The sequence below is a fragment of the Pseudotenacibaculum haliotis genome, from assembly GCF_042684245.1.
GTDB classification, from domain to species: domain Bacteria; phylum Bacteroidota; class Bacteroidia; order Flavobacteriales; family Flavobacteriaceae; genus Polaribacter; species Polaribacter haliotis_A.
In genome coordinates this window covers 35,663-54,328 of the sequence record NZ_JBHULH010000012.1, presented here as the reverse complement: position 1 = coordinate 54,328, position 18,666 = coordinate 35,663, and the positions used below count along the sequence as shown (strand labels likewise).

At 34.7% G+C, this 18,666-nt stretch carries 21 protein-coding genes; 14 read left to right on the top strand and 7 right to left on the bottom strand.

Translation table 11 applies throughout. The features are described from left to right. The first annotated feature begins 92 nt into the window (after positions 1-92). The 3 genes from ACFSRZ_RS14700 (at position 93) to ACFSRZ_RS14690 (ending at position 3,320) form a co-directional block, all read left to right on the top strand. Positions 93-779 carry a ComF family protein gene (locus tag ACFSRZ_RS14700; RefSeq protein WP_379667331.1) on the top strand — a complete coding sequence of 229 codons (687 nt, stop codon included), beginning with the start codon at positions 93-95 and terminating at the stop codon, positions 777-779. Between the two features lie 65 nt (positions 780-844). Continuing rightward, positions 845-2,455 (top strand): Ig-like domain-containing protein, encoded by a 1,611-nt coding sequence (locus ACFSRZ_RS14695; protein ID WP_379667330.1) that lies wholly within the window; start codon positions 845-847, stop codon positions 2,453-2,455. Positions 2,456-2,507: 52 nt separating this feature from the next. Further along, complete coding sequence (locus ACFSRZ_RS14690) at positions 2,508-3,320, top strand: THC0290_0291 family protein (RefSeq protein ID WP_449301482.1); 813 nt, start codon at positions 2,508-2,510, stop codon at positions 3,318-3,320. Positions 3,321-3,360: 40 nt separating this feature from the next. Here the strand turns inward: ACFSRZ_RS14690 and ACFSRZ_RS14685 are convergent, their stop codons facing one another. Both ACFSRZ_RS14685 and ACFSRZ_RS14680 read right to left on the bottom strand, forming a co-directional pair. Then, complete coding sequence (locus ACFSRZ_RS14685) at positions 3,361-4,509, bottom strand: cystathionine gamma-synthase (RefSeq protein WP_379667328.1); 1,149 nt, start codon at positions 4,507-4,509, stop codon at positions 3,361-3,363. Between the two features lie 42 nt (positions 4,510-4,551). Beyond that, complete coding sequence (locus tag ACFSRZ_RS14680) at positions 4,552-5,007, bottom strand: DinB family protein (RefSeq protein WP_379667327.1); 456 nt, start codon at positions 5,005-5,007, stop codon at positions 4,552-4,554. A gap of 109 nt (positions 5,008-5,116) precedes the next feature. Between ACFSRZ_RS14680 and ACFSRZ_RS14675 the strand changes: the two genes are divergently transcribed. Further along, positions 5,117-5,464 (top strand): arsenate reductase family protein, encoded by a 348-nt coding sequence (locus ACFSRZ_RS14675; RefSeq protein WP_379667326.1) that lies wholly within the window; start codon positions 5,117-5,119, stop codon positions 5,462-5,464. A 3-nt stretch (positions 5,465-5,467) separates the two neighbouring features. On the opposite strand, the gene ACFSRZ_RS14670 is transcribed toward ACFSRZ_RS14675, so the two are convergent. Together ACFSRZ_RS14670 and ACFSRZ_RS14665 are read right to left on the bottom strand one after the other, a co-directional pair. Further along, positions 5,468-5,866 (bottom strand): DUF6165 family protein, encoded by a 399-nt coding sequence (locus tag ACFSRZ_RS14670; protein ID WP_379667325.1) that lies wholly within the window; start codon positions 5,864-5,866, stop codon positions 5,468-5,470. Positions 5,867-5,878: 12 nt separating this feature from the next. Continuing rightward, on the bottom strand, positions 5,879-6,778 hold the full coding sequence (locus ACFSRZ_RS14665) for a hypothetical protein (RefSeq protein ID WP_379667324.1): 900 nt from the start codon (positions 6,776-6,778) through the stop codon (positions 5,879-5,881). A gap of 100 nt (positions 6,779-6,878) precedes the next feature. On the opposite strand from ACFSRZ_RS14665, the gene ACFSRZ_RS14660 reads away from it, so the two are divergent. The 3 genes from ACFSRZ_RS14660 to mscL are packed head-to-tail and all read left to right on the top strand — an operon-like array spanning position 6,879 to position 9,050. Next, positions 6,879-7,490 carry a thymidine kinase gene (locus ACFSRZ_RS14660; protein WP_379667323.1) on the top strand — a complete coding sequence of 204 codons (612 nt, stop codon included), beginning with the start codon at positions 6,879-6,881 and terminating at the stop codon, positions 7,488-7,490. Beyond that, entirely contained in the window at positions 7,483-8,583 is a 1,101-nt protein-coding gene (gene alr, locus ACFSRZ_RS14655) for an alanine racemase (RefSeq protein WP_379667322.1), read from the top strand. Before ACFSRZ_RS14660 ends, alr begins: the two co-directional genes overlap by 8 nt. A 50-nt stretch (positions 8,584-8,633) precedes the next feature. Beyond that, on the top strand, positions 8,634-9,050 hold the full coding sequence (gene mscL / locus ACFSRZ_RS14650; protein WP_379667321.1) for a large-conductance mechanosensitive channel protein MscL: 417 nt from the start codon (positions 8,634-8,636) through the stop codon (positions 9,048-9,050). Between the two features lie 47 nt (positions 9,051-9,097). Here mscL and ACFSRZ_RS14645 read toward each other — a convergent pair whose 3' ends face one another. The 3 genes from ACFSRZ_RS14645 to ACFSRZ_RS14635 all read right to left on the bottom strand — a co-directional run bounded on the left by ACFSRZ_RS14645 (position 9,098) and on the right by ACFSRZ_RS14635 (position 11,490). Further along, a complete protein-coding gene (locus tag ACFSRZ_RS14645) occupies positions 9,098-9,781 on the bottom strand; it encodes an aspartyl/asparaginyl beta-hydroxylase domain-containing protein (RefSeq protein ID WP_379667320.1) in 684 nt (227 codons plus the stop codon). Between the two features lie 97 nt (positions 9,782-9,878). Continuing rightward, entirely contained in the window at positions 9,879-10,643 is a 765-nt protein-coding gene (locus ACFSRZ_RS14640) for an alpha/beta fold hydrolase (protein WP_379667319.1), read from the bottom strand. A 133-nt stretch (positions 10,644-10,776) separates the two neighbouring features. Further along, complete coding sequence (locus tag ACFSRZ_RS14635; RefSeq protein WP_379667318.1) at positions 10,777-11,490, bottom strand: pyridoxine 5'-phosphate synthase; 714 nt, start codon at positions 11,488-11,490, stop codon at positions 10,777-10,779. Between the two features lie 129 nt (positions 11,491-11,619). On the opposite strand from ACFSRZ_RS14635, the gene ACFSRZ_RS14630 reads away from it, so the two are divergent. The 7 genes from ACFSRZ_RS14630 to ACFSRZ_RS14600 all read left to right on the top strand — a co-directional run bounded on the left by ACFSRZ_RS14630 (position 11,620) and on the right by ACFSRZ_RS14600 (position 18,638). Continuing rightward, a complete protein-coding gene (locus ACFSRZ_RS14630) occupies positions 11,620-12,279 on the top strand; it encodes a CBS domain-containing protein (RefSeq protein ID WP_379667317.1) in 660 nt (219 codons plus the stop codon). Further along, positions 12,279-13,178, top strand: coding sequence for an NAD kinase (locus ACFSRZ_RS14625; protein WP_379667316.1), 900 nt, complete (start codon positions 12,279-12,281; stop codon positions 13,176-13,178). Before ACFSRZ_RS14630 ends, ACFSRZ_RS14625 begins: the two co-directional genes overlap by 1 nt. A gap of 106 nt (positions 13,179-13,284) precedes the next feature. Further along, positions 13,285-13,962, top strand: coding sequence for a type IX secretion system protein PorG (porG, locus tag ACFSRZ_RS14620; RefSeq protein ID WP_379667315.1), 678 nt, complete (start codon positions 13,285-13,287; stop codon positions 13,960-13,962). A gap of 3 nt (positions 13,963-13,965) precedes the next feature. After that, positions 13,966-14,718: an isoprenyl transferase gene (locus ACFSRZ_RS14615; protein ID WP_379667314.1), complete on the top strand. Its 753-nt coding sequence runs from the start codon at positions 13,966-13,968 to the stop codon at positions 14,716-14,718. Between the two features lie 37 nt (positions 14,719-14,755). Continuing rightward, positions 14,756-17,236, top strand: coding sequence for an outer membrane protein assembly factor BamA (bamA, locus tag ACFSRZ_RS14610; protein ID WP_379667694.1), 2,481 nt, complete (start codon positions 14,756-14,758; stop codon positions 17,234-17,236). 56 nt (positions 17,237-17,292) lie between these two features. Then, a complete protein-coding gene (locus tag ACFSRZ_RS14605; protein ID WP_379667313.1) occupies positions 17,293-18,081 on the top strand; it encodes an OmpH family outer membrane protein in 789 nt (262 codons plus the stop codon). Positions 18,082-18,092: 11 nt separating this feature from the next. Then, positions 18,093-18,638, top strand: coding sequence for an OmpH family outer membrane protein (locus ACFSRZ_RS14600; protein WP_379667312.1), 546 nt, complete (start codon positions 18,093-18,095; stop codon positions 18,636-18,638). Positions 18,639-18,666 lie beyond the last annotated feature (28 nt).

The following is an 18,666-nucleotide window of genomic DNA, read 5'->3' as shown; positions in this document are numbered from 1 at the left end:
TTTTGTTACAAAGATAACCCCTAAAATTACTTTTTTTAACATTTCAGGAGTCTAATATACTACATCTCTTATGTTTATGAAAAGCGTGAGATGTGAAATTTCTACGTCATTTACTGGACATTTTCTACCCAAACATGTGTGTTTGTTGTGAACGTATGCTCATAGATCAAGAAAAAATCGTCTGTCTGTTTTGTCTTTTTGATCTTCCTTTGATTGGTCATGAAAACTACCACTCCAACGAGATTACTCGTATTTTTAAAGGACGTATTCCTATAGAAAAAGGAGCTTCACTTTTATATTATACAGAAACCGGAAAGGCTAAAAAACTTATTCATGAACTGAAATACAAGAACAGACAAGATATTGGGAGCTTTATAGGGATTTTATTAGGTAAAAAATTAAAAGACTCTTGTTTTTCTCACGATATTGATTGTATTATTCCTGTTCCACTGCATTCAAAAAAGTTAAGACAAAGAGGCTACAATCAGCTAACTCAATTTGGAAAATCTTTAAGCACCATTCTTGGCGTTGAATATTGCGATCAGGTTTTACAACGTGTTTCTTTTACCAAAACGCAAACTTTCAAAAAAAGGTTAGACAGATTTAGCAATACAGATTCAAAATTCATTGTAGAAAACACTAAAAACATGATAGGAAAGCACGTTTTGTTGATAGATGACGTTGTAACTACAGGTGCAACTCTGGAGAGCTGTAGTCTAGAACTTTTAAAAGTCGAGAATGTGAAAATAAGTCTTGTTACCATGGCTGTAACAGTATAAAATTAACAATACTCTCACATCGCTTTCCGAAAAATATATTGTTTATTTGTAGTAAATTCACGGAGTTGAAAAAATTACATTTTCTTTTTCTATCTGTCATCGCATTAACCTTTTCCTTTTGCGCAAAAAAAGGAAGACCCAGTGGTGGCCCTAAAGATGAGCAAGCCCCAATTTTTGTAACGGCTGACCCTCCTTATGAGCATATAAATTTTGACAAACGAGAAATCTATCTCTATTTTGATGAATACATTACGTTAAAAGATCTGAACAAACAATTGATCATTTCTCCTCCGTTAAACCCAGAAAACCCTTCTTTAATTACTCCACAAGGCAGCCCTAGTAAGTTCATCAGCATAAAACTACTAGATACTTTGCAAGAGAATACAACTTATACTTTTGATTTTGGAAATAGTATTCAGGATAACAATGAAGGAAATAAAATCGCACGATTCAAATATGTTTTTTCTACAGGTAACTATATAGATTCACTCACTCTTAAAGGAAGTGTAAAGAATTCTTATTCTTCTGATAAGATCAAGGATATCAAATTACTTCTGTACAGGTTAGACAGTACATATACAGATTCTACTGTTTACAAGAAAAAACCAAATTATGTGACTAGCACATTAGATACTTCTAACTATAAGTTTACCAATATAAAAGAAGGAGCTTATTTTCTGATTGCATTAAAAGATGCTGCCAGCGATTATATTTTTAATCCTAAAATGGATGAAATTGGTTTTTACAGAGATACAATACAGCTTCCAAAAGATAGTGTTTTAATCAAGCCTATATCTCTTTTTAAAGAAATCTTACCTTATAGTTTTAAGCGAGTAAGAGAAGCTAGAAAAGGGCAATTGATCTTTAGTTACGAAGGAAAGGCCGATGGGATGAAAGTAGAGGTTCTTTCTGATGTTCCTGATGATTTTAAAACCATCGCTCATTTTGAAAAAGACAAGGATACCTTAAATGTATGGCACTCTCCTATTGAAAGAGATTCGTTGGTTTTTAAAATAATTAGAGGAAATACTATTGATACAGCTACGGTAAATCTGCGAAAGAAGACATTAGATTCTTTATCTATTTCTCCTGTTACTAGAGGTCTCTTAGAATTTAAAGATACGTTGTTCTTTAATACCAACAACCCAATAGTAAACATAGACACAACAAAGATCTCTTTAGTAGATAAGGATACAATTAAGGTTCCTTATACTCCTTTTATTTCTCAAAAAGAGAACAAGTTTGGTTTCCTTTTCGATAAAAAACTTAGTCAAAACTATACCTTAGACATTTATCCTAATGCAGTTACCGATATTTTTAATTATGTGAATAAAGACACAATTCAAAATAAATTTAGGACAAAATCATTGGAAGATTACGGAGAAATCATCGTTTCCGTTATCAATCCACAGTCCAAAAATGTAATTATTCAAATAACTGACACCAACGACAAAACTGTAACTGAAGAAGTTGCTGACGCTAACAAAACAATAACTTTCAAGTACTTAACTCCAAAAACCTATAAAATCCGCGTCATTTATGACGAGAATAACAATGGCAAATGGGATACCGGTAATTTCTTATTAAAAAAGGAAGCTGAGGTAATTGAATACTTTCCTGAGGAGCAAGCTGTTCGCCCTAATTGGACTTTGAATGCAATAATTACAATAAAGTAATCAAAACGAAGTTATTATATATTATCATTTTTAATATATTTGTCTCCATAAATTGGCCCCTTTGAGAAAATTTCTCTTAATAATACCCCTTGTGTTATTAGCGAATCAAGTTACTAATGCACAATTTTTCACACATGACGTAGGTTTTCATGCTGGTACCGCGACCATACAAACGGACTATGGTGTTCGTAACAATTACCTAAGTAGTTATGGAAATAGTGCTGTTTCTTTAAGTTTTACCCACACATTACATTTCTTTAACAAAGATCCAAGATGGAACGCAGATCATAAGATTTGGAGTTATTTAGCTTTACGTAGTGAATTAAATATTATTACCAATGCTAATTTTCAACATCACGGTAGGTTTGTAAATGAAAATACTGATTTGGGTAGACAACTAAAAGCCATGACCGGAATAGCCAACATTACCAATGTTGGATTTCAATTGGAGTATTATATGAGATGTTTGAAGGATTTTATCTATCCTTGGTCAGATATCAGATGGAATCCTTATGTTTTAGCAGGACTTCAATACACAATGTTTAGCAACTCCCTAAATTCTACTTTGGGAGATTGGGAACAAGACATTACGGTATTACCTAACAAGTGGAGAACTCCTGGAGCTTTAGATGTTGGAAAAGGAACAACCTTTGCAGCAACTTTTGGTGCTGGTATCCGTTATAAATTCAATCCAAAGATCGATTTCAATTTACAGTTTAACTGGCAATTCTTCTTCTCTGATGCCGTAGATGGTTTACAAGCCAACGTAATTGAAAACAAAAACAATGAGTGGTTATTAAACCTACAGTTTGGTGTTATTTATCACCTAAACTTCGATCGTCCTTTATCTATCTTTAATAGATAAAAAAAAGGAACTCTTTTCAGAATTCCTTTCTTATCATGTTTTATTGATTTAATGCCTGTTCTAAATCTGACAGCAAATCGTTTATATCTTCAATTCCGACACTTAATCTGATCAAAGAATCTGTGATCCCTATTTTTAATCTTTCAGGTTCAGGAATAGAAGCGTGTGTCATTGTAACCGGGTGGTTTACCAAACTCTCTACACCTCCTAAAGATTCTGCCAACGTAAATACCTTGGTGTTTTCTAAAAATTGGAATGCAGCTGCTTGACTTTCATCTTTTAAACGGAAAGATACCATTCCTCCAAAATCTTTCATTTGCTTTTTAGCTACTTCATGATTTGGATGATTTTCAAACCCAGGATAATACACTTCTCCTACTTTATCGTGGTTGGCTAAGAATTCTGCAACAGCTTTTCCATTTTCACAGTGTCTTTGCATTCTTACGTGCAATGTCTTAATTCCTCTTAATGCTAAGAAAGAATCCATAGGTCCAGCTACAGCTCCTCCTGCAAATTGAATGAAGTGTAATTCTTCTGCAAGCTTTGCATCTTTTACCATTAAAGCTCCCATTACTAGATCTGAATGTCCACCTAAGTATTTTGTTGCGGAGTGCATTACAATATCTGCTCCCAAATCTAAAGGTTGTTGTAAATAAGGAGTTGCAAATGTATTGTCTACTGCTACTAAGATGTTAGCATCTTTTGCTTTTACAGCTTTAGAGATTGCTTCAATGTCTGCAATCTTCATCAATGGGTTTGTAGGTGTTTCTAACCAAACTAATTTGGTTGCTGCTGAAATAGCATTAGAAACGTTCTCTACTGTATTCATGTCTACAAACTGAAATTTCAATCCGTATTTCTCAAACATTCTGGTGAACATTCTGTACGTTCCTCCATATAAATCATCTCCTGCAATTACCTCATCTCCCGGATTCAACATTTTTAATACACAATCGATAGCTGATAAACCTGAAGAAAAAGCAAAACCATGTGTTCCGTTTTCAATCGCTGCAAAATTATTTTCTAATGCAGTTCTTGTAGGATTGGCTGCTCTTGAATATTCATATCCTTTATGATTTCCCGGGCTTGATTGCGCGTAGGTTGACGTTTGAAAAATAGGAGGCATTACCGAACCTGTTGCTTCTTCATGCTTCTGTCCTCCGTGGATCGTCTTTGTATTAAATTTCATTTGTTTAGATTTCAAATTTTAGTTGTGCAAAATTACAAAACATTACACTAATTTCTTGATAGACATAATCACTCCTAAATGAAGTGATTCGTGAAAGTTGTTAAAAGTAATCGCCGTATTCATAGAATCCAACACAAAACCGGTACTTGTTTCATAAGGGTTGTACTCTGTAAAGATTCCTTCGTTATAATCTTCTTCCAAGGTATCAGGCAGTCCTTCAAACAATTCTAGAACTTCATCAAACTCTTCTTGTGTAAATTGTGAAGATGGACTGGTTCCTTTTCTGTTCAATTCAATAAGCTCATCCGGCACAAGACAATCCTTGCCAGACATTCTGTAATGCAACAACTGTTGTGTAACTACCAAGTGTGCAACATTCCATGCAATGTTATTTTTAAACCCTTCTGGAATGGCATGCAACTGCTCTAGCGTTAAGCCTTGAATTGTTTTCATTGTCAATTCTCTTACTTTTCTGAGAATATCAAATTGTGTCTTCATGAATTCTGATTATTTTAGCCAAACAGTCTGAGACTGTTTTATTTTTACACTTGCGAACTTACAAAAATAACCGCCTAAAAACGGTTTTTGTTTTATAAATAACAGCACCATGAAGAAAGTTTATTTTTTACAAACTTGTGATACTTGTAGAAGGATTTTAAAAGAAGTAAATATTGAAGGTTTTGAAAAACAAGAGATAAAGGCTCACCCTGTAACTGTTCCTCAACTGGAAGAAATGCACTCATTTACGCAAAGCTATGAAGCTTTGTTTAACAAACGTGCTAAGAAGTACAAAGCAATGGACTTAAAAGGAGAGTCTATATCTGAACAAGATTACAGACAATTTATCCTAGACGAATACACTTTCTTAAAACGCCCGGTATTTATTGTAGACGATGAAATCTTTGTTGGAAACAGTAAAAAAGAAATAGAACGATTAAAGCAAAAAATAGGCTAGTTCTTATTCTGACTTATAATCTTCGTACGATTTTTCTTCTACTAGATCTGAACCTGTAAACTCATTGATGTCTTTTTTCACAACCGAGCGATCATCGTTTGTGTAGTAAACAGCTCGAGCCAAATCAATAAAGGTTTGCCCGAAATCCTTTGCGCGTTCGCATTCTCTGATATCGTCCTCTATTTTCCATAATTTCTTATTGATCTCCAATAAGTCGTTGTGTAATTTTTTTAAATGGTCTTGATCTTCTACAGAAGCATAGATACTCTTTACATCAGGTGTAAGAACATCAAATTCATGTTGAATATTCTTCAGCTTTTGAACATCTTTTATTTGAGAAAGTTTGATCTCTAAAATAGTGTACTTGTCTATAATCTCTCCGTTGGAAACTTCTATCTTCATTCGATTCTCTTTTTATAAAAATTTACGTTCTACAATGTTCATAAAACGCTCTTCAAACTCTTCTTTTTCTGTCCAATCATAATCTGGCTTTACCATTTTACTGATGAACTTTTTAGCTTCTTTTTCTGTTTTGAAAGTATTCAATTGCGAAACTACACGGTTGAAATCTTCCTGACTTCCGTCAAAAAGATTTTTAACAAAAGCAATACGATCGTTTAACCCAATCTGAATATCGCCATGTAATTTATCGTTCAATGATTTTTTAGGAGCATTTTCAAAAAGGTCTGCAACTACGTCAACGGCAATGGTATCTTGCAACTCGTTTTCCAAAGAAGGTTTCTCTTCTTCTTTTTCTTCTTCAATTATTTCCTCTTCTGTTGGAAATAATTCTTCTTGAGCTTCAATTACCTCTTCTTCTTTTTCTTCAACTATAGGTTCCGGTTCTTCAACCTCTTCTGCAGTTGGTTCTACTATTTCCTCTTCCTTCTCTTCAGTTTCCTGAACCTCCTCTACAGTTCCCTCTTCTACAACTTCTTCTGCCTGTTCAGCCTCGGGCTCAACTACTTCTTCAATTTTTTCTTCCTGCTCTACTTCTTTAACTTCGATTTCTTCTTCAATTTCTTCCTCTTCTTTTGCCTCAGCTATTTCTTCCAATTCATGCCTAATGATCTCCTCTTCTACAATAGATTCTTCAGCTTTTGCAGCTACTTCTTCTATCTTTTCGATGAGTTCTTCTTTGGTATGTTCCGGATTGGGCGTATTGTTAATATATTCTTCTACATATGCTAAAACGGATAGTTTCTCATATACCTCATGTGCCTTTTTTTGAAGAGCAAACACATCTTCTTTGTTTTTCATTTGTAAGATACTGTGTGCTAAACTAGTGAGGTCTGCCGCCAATTTTTTGTGCATAAGTTGTTCTCTTTAATTCAATATTGAAGTCATTTTTTAATAAATTTGCCTACATTCATAAAGAACGAAACAAATCTCTTACAAGGCTTAAAATTACAAAATGTTTCTCGAAAATACCGTAAATCATACAGAACAATTTGGATGGATCGAAGTTATTTGCGGCTCCATGTTTTCGGGGAAAACAGAGGAGTTGATCCGTAGACTAAAACGTGCACAATTTGCCAAACAAAGGGTTGAGATTTTTAAACCCGCAGTAGATACCCGTTATGATGATGAAATGGTAGTATCTCACGATGCTAACGAGATTCGTTCTACTCCAGTTCCTGCATCTTCCAACATTTTACTGTTAGCAAACGAAGTGGATGTAGTGGGTATAGATGAGGCACAATTCTTTGACGATGAAATCGTTTCTGTTTGTAATGAACTTGCCAACAGAGGAATTCGAGTAATCGTTGCCGGGTTAGATATGGACTTTAAAGGAAATCCTTTTGGACCTATGCCTGCATTGATGGCTACTGCCGAGTATGTTACCAAAGTACATGCAGTTTGTACTCGAACCGGAAATTTGGCTCATTATAGTTTTAGAAAAGCTCAAAGCGACGATATTGTCTTTTTAGGGGAGACTCAAGAGTACGAACCTTTAAGTAGAGCTGCCTATCACAAAGCCATGCTTAAAGCCGAGGCTTTGAAAGAAAAAAAAGAAGATGAATAATCACGTAACGGTTCTTGAAATTGATGGAAAGGCTTTAGAGCACAACCTCAATTACTTCAAAAAGAAATTACACCCAAACACAAAAACACTAGCTGTTGTAAAAGCTTTTGGCTATGGTAGTGATGGTGTTCAGGTTGCTTCTTTTTTACAAGACAAGGTTGATTATTTTGCTGTAGCCTATACACACGAAGGTGTTGCTTTGCGAGAAGCAGGAATTGAAACACCTATTCTTGTGCTGCACCCTCAAGTCCAAAATTTCGATCAACTGGTAGCAAATCGTTTAGAGCCTAGCATTTACAGTTTCAAAACACTCACTGCTTTTCTAGCTTATGCTGATGAGGCTTTATTGATGAATTATCCAGTACACTTAAAGTTTAATACCGGATTGAATCGATTGGGATTATGGCACAATGATATTCCATTGATCTTGTCAAAGCTTCAGGAATCGAAACACGTTAAAGTTGAATCTATCTTTTCACACTTAGCTGCTAGCGAAGATCATGATGAAAAGGAATTTACGATCAACCAGATCAACAATTTCGCTTACATCGTAAAAAAGATCTATGAGCATTTAGGTTACGAACCTATGATTCATATCCTAAACACATCAGGTATTGTGAATTATCCGCAAGCACAGTTTGATATGGTAAGACTTGGTATTGGTTTGTACGGATTTGGGAATGATGAAAAAGAAACTTCTCAGCTGAAAAACACACATGTTTTAAAATCTGTCATTTCGCAAATACACATGATAGAACCTGGTGAAACAGTTGGCTACAACAGAGCTTTTGTTTCTAAAGGATTTTCAAAAACAGCCACTATTCCGATAGGTCATGCAGATGGAATTTCTAGACGTTTGGGAAATGAAAAAGGCTATGTAACTCTACACGGACAAAAAGCTCCTATTATTGGAAATGTTTGTATGGATATGATTATGATAGACATCACCAAGATTGATTGTAAAGAAGGAGATGAGGTCTATATTTTCAAAAACCAGCAAGATATACTTCATATGGCAGAAGAAGCAGAAACTATTTCTTATGAGATTTTAACTGCTATTTCTCAGCGAGTTAAAAGAATCTTGACTTCTTAAATATTTTTTCTACTTTTAGAATTCTATTAACTAACTAAAATTTAACTAATATGGGAATGGTTAAAGAATTCAAGGAATTCGCAATGAAAGGTAACCTTGTCGATATCGCTGTCGGTTTCGTTATGGGTGCTGCCTTTAAGCAAGTAGTGACTTCGTTCACGGGGGGAATTGTATCTCCTTTGATCGGTTTGGTTTTCGAATCAGATTTCAGAGATCTAAAGTGGGTAGTTGAAGAAGGAGTTGCAGATGCTTCCGGTAAAATAACCGGGGAAGTAGCTGTATTGTACGGTGAGTTTCTCACCAATGTTATCGACTTCATCATTGTAGCTTTTGTAATGTTTATGGTTGTCAAAGGTGTAAACAAGATGAAGAAAAAAGAGGAGCCGGCTCCGCCTCCACCACCAGCAGGACCTACGCAAGAAGAGTTACTTGCTGAGATTAGAGATTTATTAGCAAAAAACAAATAAGTCAATAAAAAACCCGAGCAATGCTCGGGTTTTGTTTTATCTGTTTTCTAAACTCTGGAAGTCAATTCCAATTCAAGCTCGTAAACTATCTCATCAGATTCCTTCATTCCCATAGACAAAAATCTTTTCTTGATCGCTTGTAATTCTTCTATAGAATAATGCTTGTATTGAGACTCTAACTCAAAGTCAAAACCATAGTCTACTAGAATATTCTTCCACCAATCATTCAGATCACAATCGATCATGATATGCCATCGCGTTTCATCTGATTTGTTTTCCATTTCGTGAACTTTTGTCACATCGGGCAACCAACATTCTCCGTTCTTCATCGGTATCCTCTCTTCATTAAAATAGGTATAGACCTCTTCATTAGTAGCCACTGGAATGTTTAGTCGAACCACGTTACTATTCAATCCTTTATCACCATCACTATGTCTTTCAATCCTTCCTCCTGCTTTTAAATTTTGAGTTCTGAACGTTAATATGTTGCTCTGAAATGTATGCAATACTTCTTGCAGATAAGGACATTTTTTTAATTCCTCTGTCATATAAAAGGTCTGCCCTCTTTCATTGGCAATTCCGTCTTTGTTGGGTAGAATCAAATGCATTCCAAACAAGGTATCTCCCGTGTAGGCATTTTTGATCAATTGAAACGAGTCTGAGATAGATTCCAACTCTTGTTTCATTCGATCTCCATCAAATTGAAAAGGAAGTTTGATTGCGTTTTTCATGATCGGTAGAAATAAGCTTCTCAAATGTAAGAAAGTCAACAAGCTCATTTATAGGTATATTTACCTAAATCTCTACAAGATTGTTAGAAGCGAAAAACTATCCTAGAAATTGCATCACTTCTTCATAAAACCCTTTAGGGTTTTCTGCATGCAACCAATGTCCTGCATTAGGAACAGTAACTACTTTAGCATTTGGAAAATGTGCCTTGATCAATGGAATTTCATCTTGTGTGATATAGTTTGAATTTCCTCCTGCCAGAAATAGAGTTTCTCCGTCAAAACTGGTAAATGATGGCAAGGCTCTTCCTACCTCAGAATTATTCTCTGTTAAAGATTGTAAGTTGAAACGAAAATCTAACTGTCCTTTTTCTCTCCAGTACACATTCTTCAATAAAAATTGACGAACACCCATTTCCGGGATATATTTTTCCAATTGTTCTTCTACCATTTTTCTGGAAGTATGCACAGAAAAATCAACAGAGTTCAATGCTTTTAATATTTCATTATGATGAGGTTGATAATACCTTGGTGAAATATCAGCAATTAATAATTTATCTACGATCTCTGGGTATTCAACAGCAAACAACATGGCTGTTTTCCCTCCCATAGAATGCCCTAGTAAAATGATATCATCCAGATCATGATGAGTTATATATTCATGCAAGTCTTCTACCATTAGCTCATAATCAAACTCATCTGCATGAAAACTTCGTCCATGATTTCGTTGATCGATCAAGTGCATTTCAAAAGATTCTCCAAATTGATTGGCTAAGGATTTCCAGTTATCCCCCATTCCAAAATATCCGTGAAGAATTAAAAACGGCTTTCCTTGTCCAACAATCCTAGAATGTAATATGTCCATTTTCAGTAATCAATGTTTGTAAAATGTATTCCTCATCATTACGAAATTCTAAAAAGAATTGAAGTAATCTTTCCTTCATTTTCTATAAAATAATGAGATTACTTCGCTGTACTCGTAATGACCATTAATTTATTTAGCTTAGTCGATCTAAATACATATTCACTACATTCTGCAACCCTAAGTACAGGCTCTCAGAAATAAGTGCATGACCAATAGAAACTTCAGCCAAATGAGGAATGTTTTGTTTAAAGAACTGAATGTTTTCTAAACTCAGATCATGACCTGCATTAATACCTAAACCTAGCTCATGTGCTAAAACAGCAGCTTCTGCATAAGGTTTTATTGCGTCTCTATTTCCTCTGTCGAACTCAGTAGCAAAGTGCTCTGTATACAATTCAATCCTATCCGTTCCTGTAGTTGCAGCAGCTTCTATGAGCTTTAAGTCGGTATCGATAAAAATCGAAGTACGAATTCCTGCTTCTTTAAATTCTGCGATCACATCTTGCAAATACGATTGATGTGTTATAGTATCCCAGCCCGCATTTGAGGTTAATTGATCTACACTATCCGGAACCAAGGTTACTTGAGTAGGCTTTACCTCCAATACCAGCTTTTTGAAGTTATCTATAGGATTTCCTTCAATATTATACTCTGTGGTAACTACAGGTTTTAAATCGTATGCATCTTGATATTTAATGTGCCTTTCATCCGGTCTTGGGTGGATGGTAATTCCTTCTGCTCCGAACTCTTGAATGTCTACTGCTGCTTGCACTAAATTTGGCACATTTCCTCCTCTAGAATTACGTAGTGTAGCAATTTTATTGATATTTACGCTTAACTTTGTCATCGCTTTAAAATAAAGCACAAAGGTAACCTATTTCATCTGTTTATTCTTATTGTTTTTTGAATTGTCAGATGCAATCTTTGGTCATCAAAATAATCGTTTTATGATCATTTTAAACTATATTCGTAGGAGATGAATCTGAAAGAATACATTTTAAATGAGATCAAAGAGTTAAGTCTCTTGAACTCAATTAAGGAAGCTCAAAAATTGTTTAAAGGGTTTCCAATTACGCACATTCCGGTTGTAGAAAACGGGCAACTCTTAGGTTGTATTTCTGAGAGTGATGTACAAACCATAGAAGACAATAATGCTCCTATTTCTGAGCACTCTCACCTTATAGATTTCTTTTTTGCTGTTGAAAATGTTACAGTATTAGAACTGGTAAAACTCTTTGCTGATAACGATTGCAACATGCTTCCGGTGCTTAGCAACGAGAAAAAATATCTAGGCTATTTTGAGTTGAGTGATATTTTAGATCTGTTTTCCGGCAGTCCTTTTTTATATGAAAACGGAGTTGAGATTATAGCAGAAAAATCAAACAAAGAATTCTCTGCAAGTGAGGTTACTCAAATCGTAGAAAGCAACAACGGAAAAGTTTTAGGTTTTTACATTTCAAACGAAACCTCAGATAGTACACAGATAACTGTTAAGGTAAGTTCGGATGATGTAAATGAGATCATTCAAACCTTTAGACGATACAATTACAATATTATATCGCAATACAAAGACGACTTTTATCTTCAGGATTTGAAAGATCGCTCAGATTATTTGCAAAAATACCTTGACATGTGATGAAGAAAGTAGCTGTTTTTGGACAAACATATACGGTAAATGCTGAAAAGGAGATAAAAATCTTACTAGAAGCATTAGAAAAACACAAAGTGGTAGTTTTTTTTGAGATCAATTTTTATAAGGTCTTGAAAGGACATCAGCATCTTGAAAAAAAGTATCCTACTTTCTCAAGTTTTGACGACCTGAATAGTTCGTTTGATATGTTCTTTAGTTTAGGAGGTGATGGTACTATGTTAAGAGCTGTTACCTATGTTAGAGATTTAAACATTCCTATTCTAGGAATCAATACCGGAAGGTTAGGTTTTTTAGCCAGTGTTCAAAAAGATGAGATTGCTGAATCTGTGGAGCTTTTGATTGCAAAGGAATATAAGATTCAAGAAAGAACTTTGCTTAGTATTAAAACTACTCCTCAAAACAAAAAACTCAAAGAGCTTTCTTTTGCTTTGAATGAAGTAACCATTGCCAGAAAGAATACAACATCGATGATTGGTGTAAAAACCTTTCTCAATGGTGAGTATCTTACCAATTATTGGTCTGACGGCTTGATTATAGCTACACCAACAGGATCTACAGGGTATTCTTTGAGTTGTAATGGGCCTGTAATTTCTCCAAATTCTAAGAGTTTGGTTATTACCCCTATTGCTCCTCATAATTTGAATGCAAGACCTATGGTAATTCCGGATAATACATCTATCAAATTAGAGATTGATTCACGAGAAAAGAACTTTTTAATCTCTTTGGATTCTAGAATTATATCAGTTCCTAAAAAAACTACAATATCTATAGAAAAATCGCCTTTCACCATTAAAAGCGTGATTCCCAAGAATCAATCATTCCTAACTACTTTAAGAAGTAAACTCCTTTGGGGAGAAGATACTAGAAATGAATCGAACCTTTAACTTTTGAATTACAATAAAAAACCAAAAAGATTGTTATTCAAAAAAGACTGAGTATTAACTTTATTAAGCAAATAGATTTATTTATATTTGCTCGCTATTTTTTAGGATGGGAAGGTATTTAATGATGTTACTATGTATTTGCATTTCAAGCAATTGTTTGGCGCAAATCAATGAAATAGGTTTTTTTGTAGGGGGAACAAATTACGTTGGCGACGTAGGTCGCACCAACTACATTCAACCCAACAACCCCGGTGGATCTATTGTATACAAGTACAACCTAAACCCTAGAATAGCTTTAAGAGGATCGTTAAGCCGTTTTTCTTTATTAGGAGACGATGCTGAGTCTGAAAATGCTATCAGGCAAGCAAGAGGCTTTCGTTTCAAAAATGTTGTAAATGAATTTGCAGTGGGTATAGAGTATAACTTTTTTGAGTATGATTTATCATCAGCCAATAAGATAAGTACACCTTACATCTTATTACAATTAGCTGCTCTTGATTATGAGACTCCAAGATTGGAAACTTCCCCCGGCACTTATAGATTTACGAGAAACACAACCGTATCAGTTCCTATTGGACTGGGATGGAAAACAAAAGTATACGGAAACATCGCTTTTGCAGTAGAAGCTTCATTTCGTTATACCTTTACAGATAAGTTAGATTACTCTACCGATCAGTTTCCTGGTTTAGATTTTGCAGGAACATCAAATGATTGGTATATGTTTACAGGAATTTCTATGGTATACACCTTTGGAAGACCTGCATGTTATGCTAACCGCAGATAGTTTATGGATAAAAAATTACGCATTGACCCTCATAACGTTCCTAATCACGTAGCCGTAATCATGGACGGAAATGGTCGTTGGGCCAAAGGGAAGGGAATGAACCGTATTTTCGGTCACAGAAATGCATTAACTGCTGTTAGAGACACTATTGAAGCCGCTGCTGAAATAGGTACCAAAGCAATTACACTTTACGCTTTTTCTACAGAAAACTGGAACAGACCTAAAGCAGAGGTTAAGGCTTTGATGGCACTTCTGATCAATTCTTTAAACAATGAATTGAAAACTTTTCAAGAGAATAATGTACAAGTAAATGCCATTGGTAGCATTGAAACTTTGCCAGAAAATGCAAAGAAAACACTACATAGTGTTATTGATAAAACCAAGGATAATAAGCGAATAGTATTAACACTGGCTCTTAGCTATGGTGCTAGAGAAGAAATTGTTAATACTATTAAAAACATATCTAAAAAAGTTGTTAATAACGAACTTAGCATCGAAGAAATTGACGAAAAAATTATAAATAATCATTTATATACGTTTAATTTGCCCGACGTTGATTTGATGATAAGAACCAGCGGAGAACAACGAATAAGCAATTTCCTATTATGGCAAATGGCTTACGCCGAACTGTATTTTACAGATATACTTTGGCCAGATTTTAGAAGAGAGCATTTTTATGATGCCATAATTGAATATCAGAATAGAGAACGACGATTTGGAAAAACTAGTGAGCAAATTACAACAACAAAAAAGTAAGATTAAAACTTCTTTTTTGTTTTTTCTTTTAGTATTAATGGCTGCTTTCTCGGCAAAAGCCCAAGATTCTACGAACGTAGCAAAGAAAGACACCATTCCTGTACAACAGAACTTTACTTATCAAAAAGGAAAAGAATACATTCTTGGAGGAATCTCCATAACAGGACTTAAAAAGTTTAGTGAGCAAACTGTAAAAGTTTTTACCGGATTAAAAGTTGGGCAACCCATCAAACTTCCTGGAGATAAATTAACCAGTGCTATTAAAAAACTATACGAGAGTAAGCAATTTAGTACTGTAGATGTATACTTATCTAAAGTAGATGGAAATACTGTATATCTGCAATTTGACGTACAGGAACTTCCTCAGTTAAATGAAGTTAACATTACCGGTGTTCGAAAGAACAAGGCTAAGAACTTAAAGAGTGAAGCCGATATTAAAACCGGAGCTATGGTTACAGACAACCTGATCGTAACCACAAGAAACTATATCAGAAAGAAATATACTGACAAAGGTTTCTTAAAAGCTAAAGTAAATATTAACACAAGAATTGATTCATCAGACATCAATGTGGTGAACATGAATGTTCATATTGATAAGGGTGATAAGATCAAGATCAAGGATATTCGTTTTCATGGTAACCAAAGTCTTGCTGATGGAAAGTTAAGATCTGCCATGAAAAATACTCGTAGAAGATTTCCGGGTAGATTTTGGAAAGGATCTAAATACATTCAAGATAAGTTTGATGAAGATTTAGAAAGTATCTTAGACAAATACAGCCGTCTTGGATTTAGAGATGCTCGTATCTTAAAAGACTCTCTTTCTTGGAATGATGACAATACGATTAATATTGACATTACACTTGAAGAAGGGCGTCAATATAGATTTGGAGATATCATCTATGTAGGTAACAAGAGTTATACTGCAGAACGTTTGAATCAAATTTTAAAGATTCAAAAAGGTGATATTTATAACGGTGCCGTGTTAAAAGAGAGAATTACAGGAGACGGTACTCCTACTTCTGAAGATATTCAGACTTTATACCAAAACAATGGTTTCTTATTCTCTCAGGTAAATGCGGTTGAAACAAAAGTTGTAAACGACTCTATTACTGTTGAGATTCGTATTAGAGAAGATGAAAAAGCAACCATTAACAAAGTTACTGTTGTTGGAAACGATAAAACAAATGACCGTGTAATCTACCGTGAGCTTCGTGTAAAACCGGGAGATCTTTTTAGTAGAAGAGAAATTATTCGTTCGATTCGTGAGATTGGTCAGCTTGGTTTCTTTGACACAAACGTAACTCCGGATGTAAGACCTAACTTCCAAGATAAAACAGCAGATATTGAATTTACTGTAGTTGAAAAAGGTGGAAGTCAGATCGAACTACAAGGTGGTTATGGTGGAGGTTCCTTTATTGGTACTTTAGGACTTTCCTTCAACAACTTCTCTATCAGAAACATCTTTAATAAAGATGCATATAAGCCTCTTCCTATGGGAGATGGTCAATCTTTAGCCTTGCGTTTACAAACAAGTAGAACATTTAACACATATAGTTTCTCATTTACTGAACCTTGGTTAGGAGGAAGAAAACCACAATCGTTGTCTTTCTCTGTATATTCTTCTAAACAATTCCAGTTAAACCCACAGACCTTTGATGTAGACAGAAGCAGAAGTTTAGGAATTATTGGAGCATCTATCGGTTTAGGAAAGAGATTACAATGGCCAAGTGACTACTTCTCATTATCACAAACTATCAGTTACCAAAGTTTTAACTTGAACAACTATCAGTTTAGAGTTGGTGAAGATATTCTAAGTAATGGAAGCTTAAACAATTTGGCTTACAACGTTACATTATCTAGAAACTCAGCGGGTCCTAGTTTGATTTTCCCTACGTATGGATCTACATTTAGCTTGAGTGCTAAAGCAACAATTCCATACTCGTTATTTAACAACAAAGATTATCAAAGTTTACCTCCTGCAGAGAGATTTAAGTGGTTAGAATACTACAAATTACTCTTTAAAGGAAAGTGGTATAACGGGTTTACTCCTAAGCTTGTTTTAATGGCCAATGCAGAGATGGGATACCTTGGATTCTACAGTAGAGAATTAGGAACTACTCCTTTCGAGCGTTTCTTTGTTGGAGGAGATGGTATTGCTCAATTCCAATTAGATGGTAGAGAAAACATTGGTTTAAGAGGTTATGAAAACAACAGGTTATCTTCTATTGATGGAGGTACCATTTATAATAAATTTCAATTAGAGTTAAGATATTCTATTACTGATTCCCCTAGTGCTTCTATTTATACTTTAGGATTTTTAGAAGCTGGTAATTCTTATGACAATTTTAGTAACTTTAATCCGTTTAATTTAAAAAGATCTGCTGGACTGGGGATTAGAATATTTATGCCTGCATTTGGTTTGTTAGGAATCGATTTTGCGCATGGTTTCGACCCTCTTCCTGGTTCAAATGTGAAGTCTGGATGGCAAACGCACTTCATCATTGGACAGCAGTTCTAACAAGTGGGGGATTAACTTTAATTTTTTTTGGCATGATATTTTCAAAGCATAGTATTGTGAAGTTGAAAATCTCTTTATCTGTATTTCTTCTTTGCGCCATGGTTGCCATAGCACAAAAGCCACAGAGAATCGCTTATATAGATATGGAGTATATTCTGGAAAATGTTCCTGAATATTTAGACGCTCAAAATACGTTAGACGCAAAAGTAACCAAATGGAGAGGTGAGTTAGATAAACTAGCCAGACACATTGAAAAACTAAAAACCGATCTAGCAAATGAGAGAGCAATTTTAACGCAAGACCTGATTCAAGAAAAAGAAGATGAGATTACGTTAAAACAACAAGAGTTAAGAAGATTAGAATCTTTATACTTTGGTCCTAATGGCGATATGTTCTTATTAAGAAAGCAATTGGTAAAGCCGGTTCAAGACCAAGTATACAATTCGGTTCAGAGCATTGCAACTCGTAGAAAATACGATTTTGTTTTTGACAAATCCAGCGATTTAGTTATGCTCTATTCCAATAAAAAACACGATATTAGCGATCTCGTTTTAAAATCTATAGTACGAGATAGAAAGGTTCAACAGAACAAAGAAAAACGAGCTGCTGCTAAAAAAGATCCTACTGCAGGATTAACAGAAAAGCAAAAGAAAGCTTTAGCAGCAAAAGAGGCCGCCAGGAAAAAGAAACAAGCAGACAGAGAGGCCAGAAAAAAGAAGATTGATGAAGCCAGAAAAAAAAGATTGGCTGATATAGAAGCAAAAAGAAAACTGTTGAAGGAGAAGAAAGACGCTGCTAAAAAGAAGAAAGAAGAAGACAAAAAGAAAGAACAGGATAATAATTAAATTAAATCGAAATGAGAAAATTGAAGAGTTTACTATTGGTTGCTTTTTTAGCATTAGGGATGACAGGAGTAGCTAATGCTCAAAAAGTAGGTCACGTAAATCTGGAGAGAGTAATCGCAAATATGCCAGAGACCAGAACTTTACAAGCAGAGATCGAAAAAATTTCTAAGACATACTCTGATGATATTGCAGGTATGGAGAAAAAATTAGAAGCTAAATACAAAAAATATTCTGCAGAGCAAGGTTCACAAACTCAAGAAGTAAACGCACAAAGAGCTAAAGAAGTTCAGGATGAGAATGCTCGTATCAATCAAGCAAAACAAACTGCTGTGCAAGACATTCAACAAAAGCAACAAACAAAGCTTATCCCTATCTTAGAGAAAGCAGATAAAGCTATCAAAGAGATTGCCAAGTCAAAAGGATTGTTGTATGTGTTAGATTCTTCTATCGGAAAAGGAGTATTGGTTGCTGATGGTGTTAATATCTACAACGACTTAAAAGCTAAATTAGGATTGTTACCAGATCAAAAACCAAAATCTGCAACAACTCAAAAATAAGAAGATTCAAAACGAATTTGATATAAAA

Bases quoted from the DNA above. Each gene is read 5' to 3' on its own strand.
- ACFSRZ_RS14600 (WP_379667312.1), top strand. From the start codon at position 18,093: ATGAGAAAATTGAAGAGTTTACTATTGGTTGCTTTTTTAGCATTAGGG.
- ACFSRZ_RS14645 (WP_379667320.1), bottom strand. From the start codon at position 9,781: ATGAAAAACGCAATCAAACTTCCTTTTCAATTTGATGGAGATCGAATG.
- ACFSRZ_RS14685 (WP_379667328.1), bottom strand. From the start codon at position 4,509: ATGAAATTTAATACAAAGACGATCCACGGAGGACAGAAGCATGAAGAA.
- ACFSRZ_RS14630 (WP_379667317.1), top strand. From the start codon at position 11,620: ATGAATCTGAAAGAATACATTTTAAATGAGATCAAAGAGTTAAGTCTC.
- ACFSRZ_RS14675 (WP_379667326.1), top strand. From the start codon at position 5,117: ATGAAGAAAGTTTATTTTTTACAAACTTGTGATACTTGTAGAAGGATT.
- ACFSRZ_RS14665 (WP_379667324.1), bottom strand. From the start codon at position 6,778: ATGCACAAAAAATTGGCGGCAGACCTCACTAGTTTAGCACACAGTATC.
- alr (WP_379667322.1), top strand. From the start codon at position 7,483: ATGAATAATCACGTAACGGTTCTTGAAATTGATGGAAAGGCTTTAGAG.
- ACFSRZ_RS14660 (WP_379667323.1), top strand. From the start codon at position 6,879: ATGTTTCTCGAAAATACCGTAAATCATACAGAACAATTTGGATGGATC.
- mscL (WP_379667321.1), top strand. From the start codon at position 8,634: ATGGGAATGGTTAAAGAATTCAAGGAATTCGCAATGAAAGGTAACCTT.
- ACFSRZ_RS14615 (WP_379667314.1), top strand. From the start codon at position 13,966: ATGGATAAAAAATTACGCATTGACCCTCATAACGTTCCTAATCACGTA.
- ACFSRZ_RS14635 (WP_379667318.1), bottom strand. From the start codon at position 11,490: ATGACAAAGTTAAGCGTAAATATCAATAAAATTGCTACACTACGTAAT.
- bamA (WP_379667694.1), top strand. From the start codon at position 14,756: ATGGCTGCTTTCTCGGCAAAAGCCCAAGATTCTACGAACGTAGCAAAG.
- porG (WP_379667315.1), top strand. From the start codon at position 13,285: ATGGGAAGGTATTTAATGATGTTACTATGTATTTGCATTTCAAGCAAT.
- ACFSRZ_RS14640 (WP_379667319.1), bottom strand. From the start codon at position 10,643: ATGGACATATTACATTCTAGGATTGTTGGACAAGGAAAGCCGTTTTTA.
- ACFSRZ_RS14680 (WP_379667327.1), bottom strand. From the start codon at position 5,007: ATGAAGACACAATTTGATATTCTCAGAAAAGTAAGAGAATTGACAATG.
- ACFSRZ_RS14625 (WP_379667316.1), top strand. From the start codon at position 12,279: ATGAAGAAAGTAGCTGTTTTTGGACAAACATATACGGTAAATGCTGAA.
- ACFSRZ_RS14670 (WP_379667325.1), bottom strand. From the start codon at position 5,866: ATGAAGATAGAAGTTTCCAACGGAGAGATTATAGACAAGTACACTATT.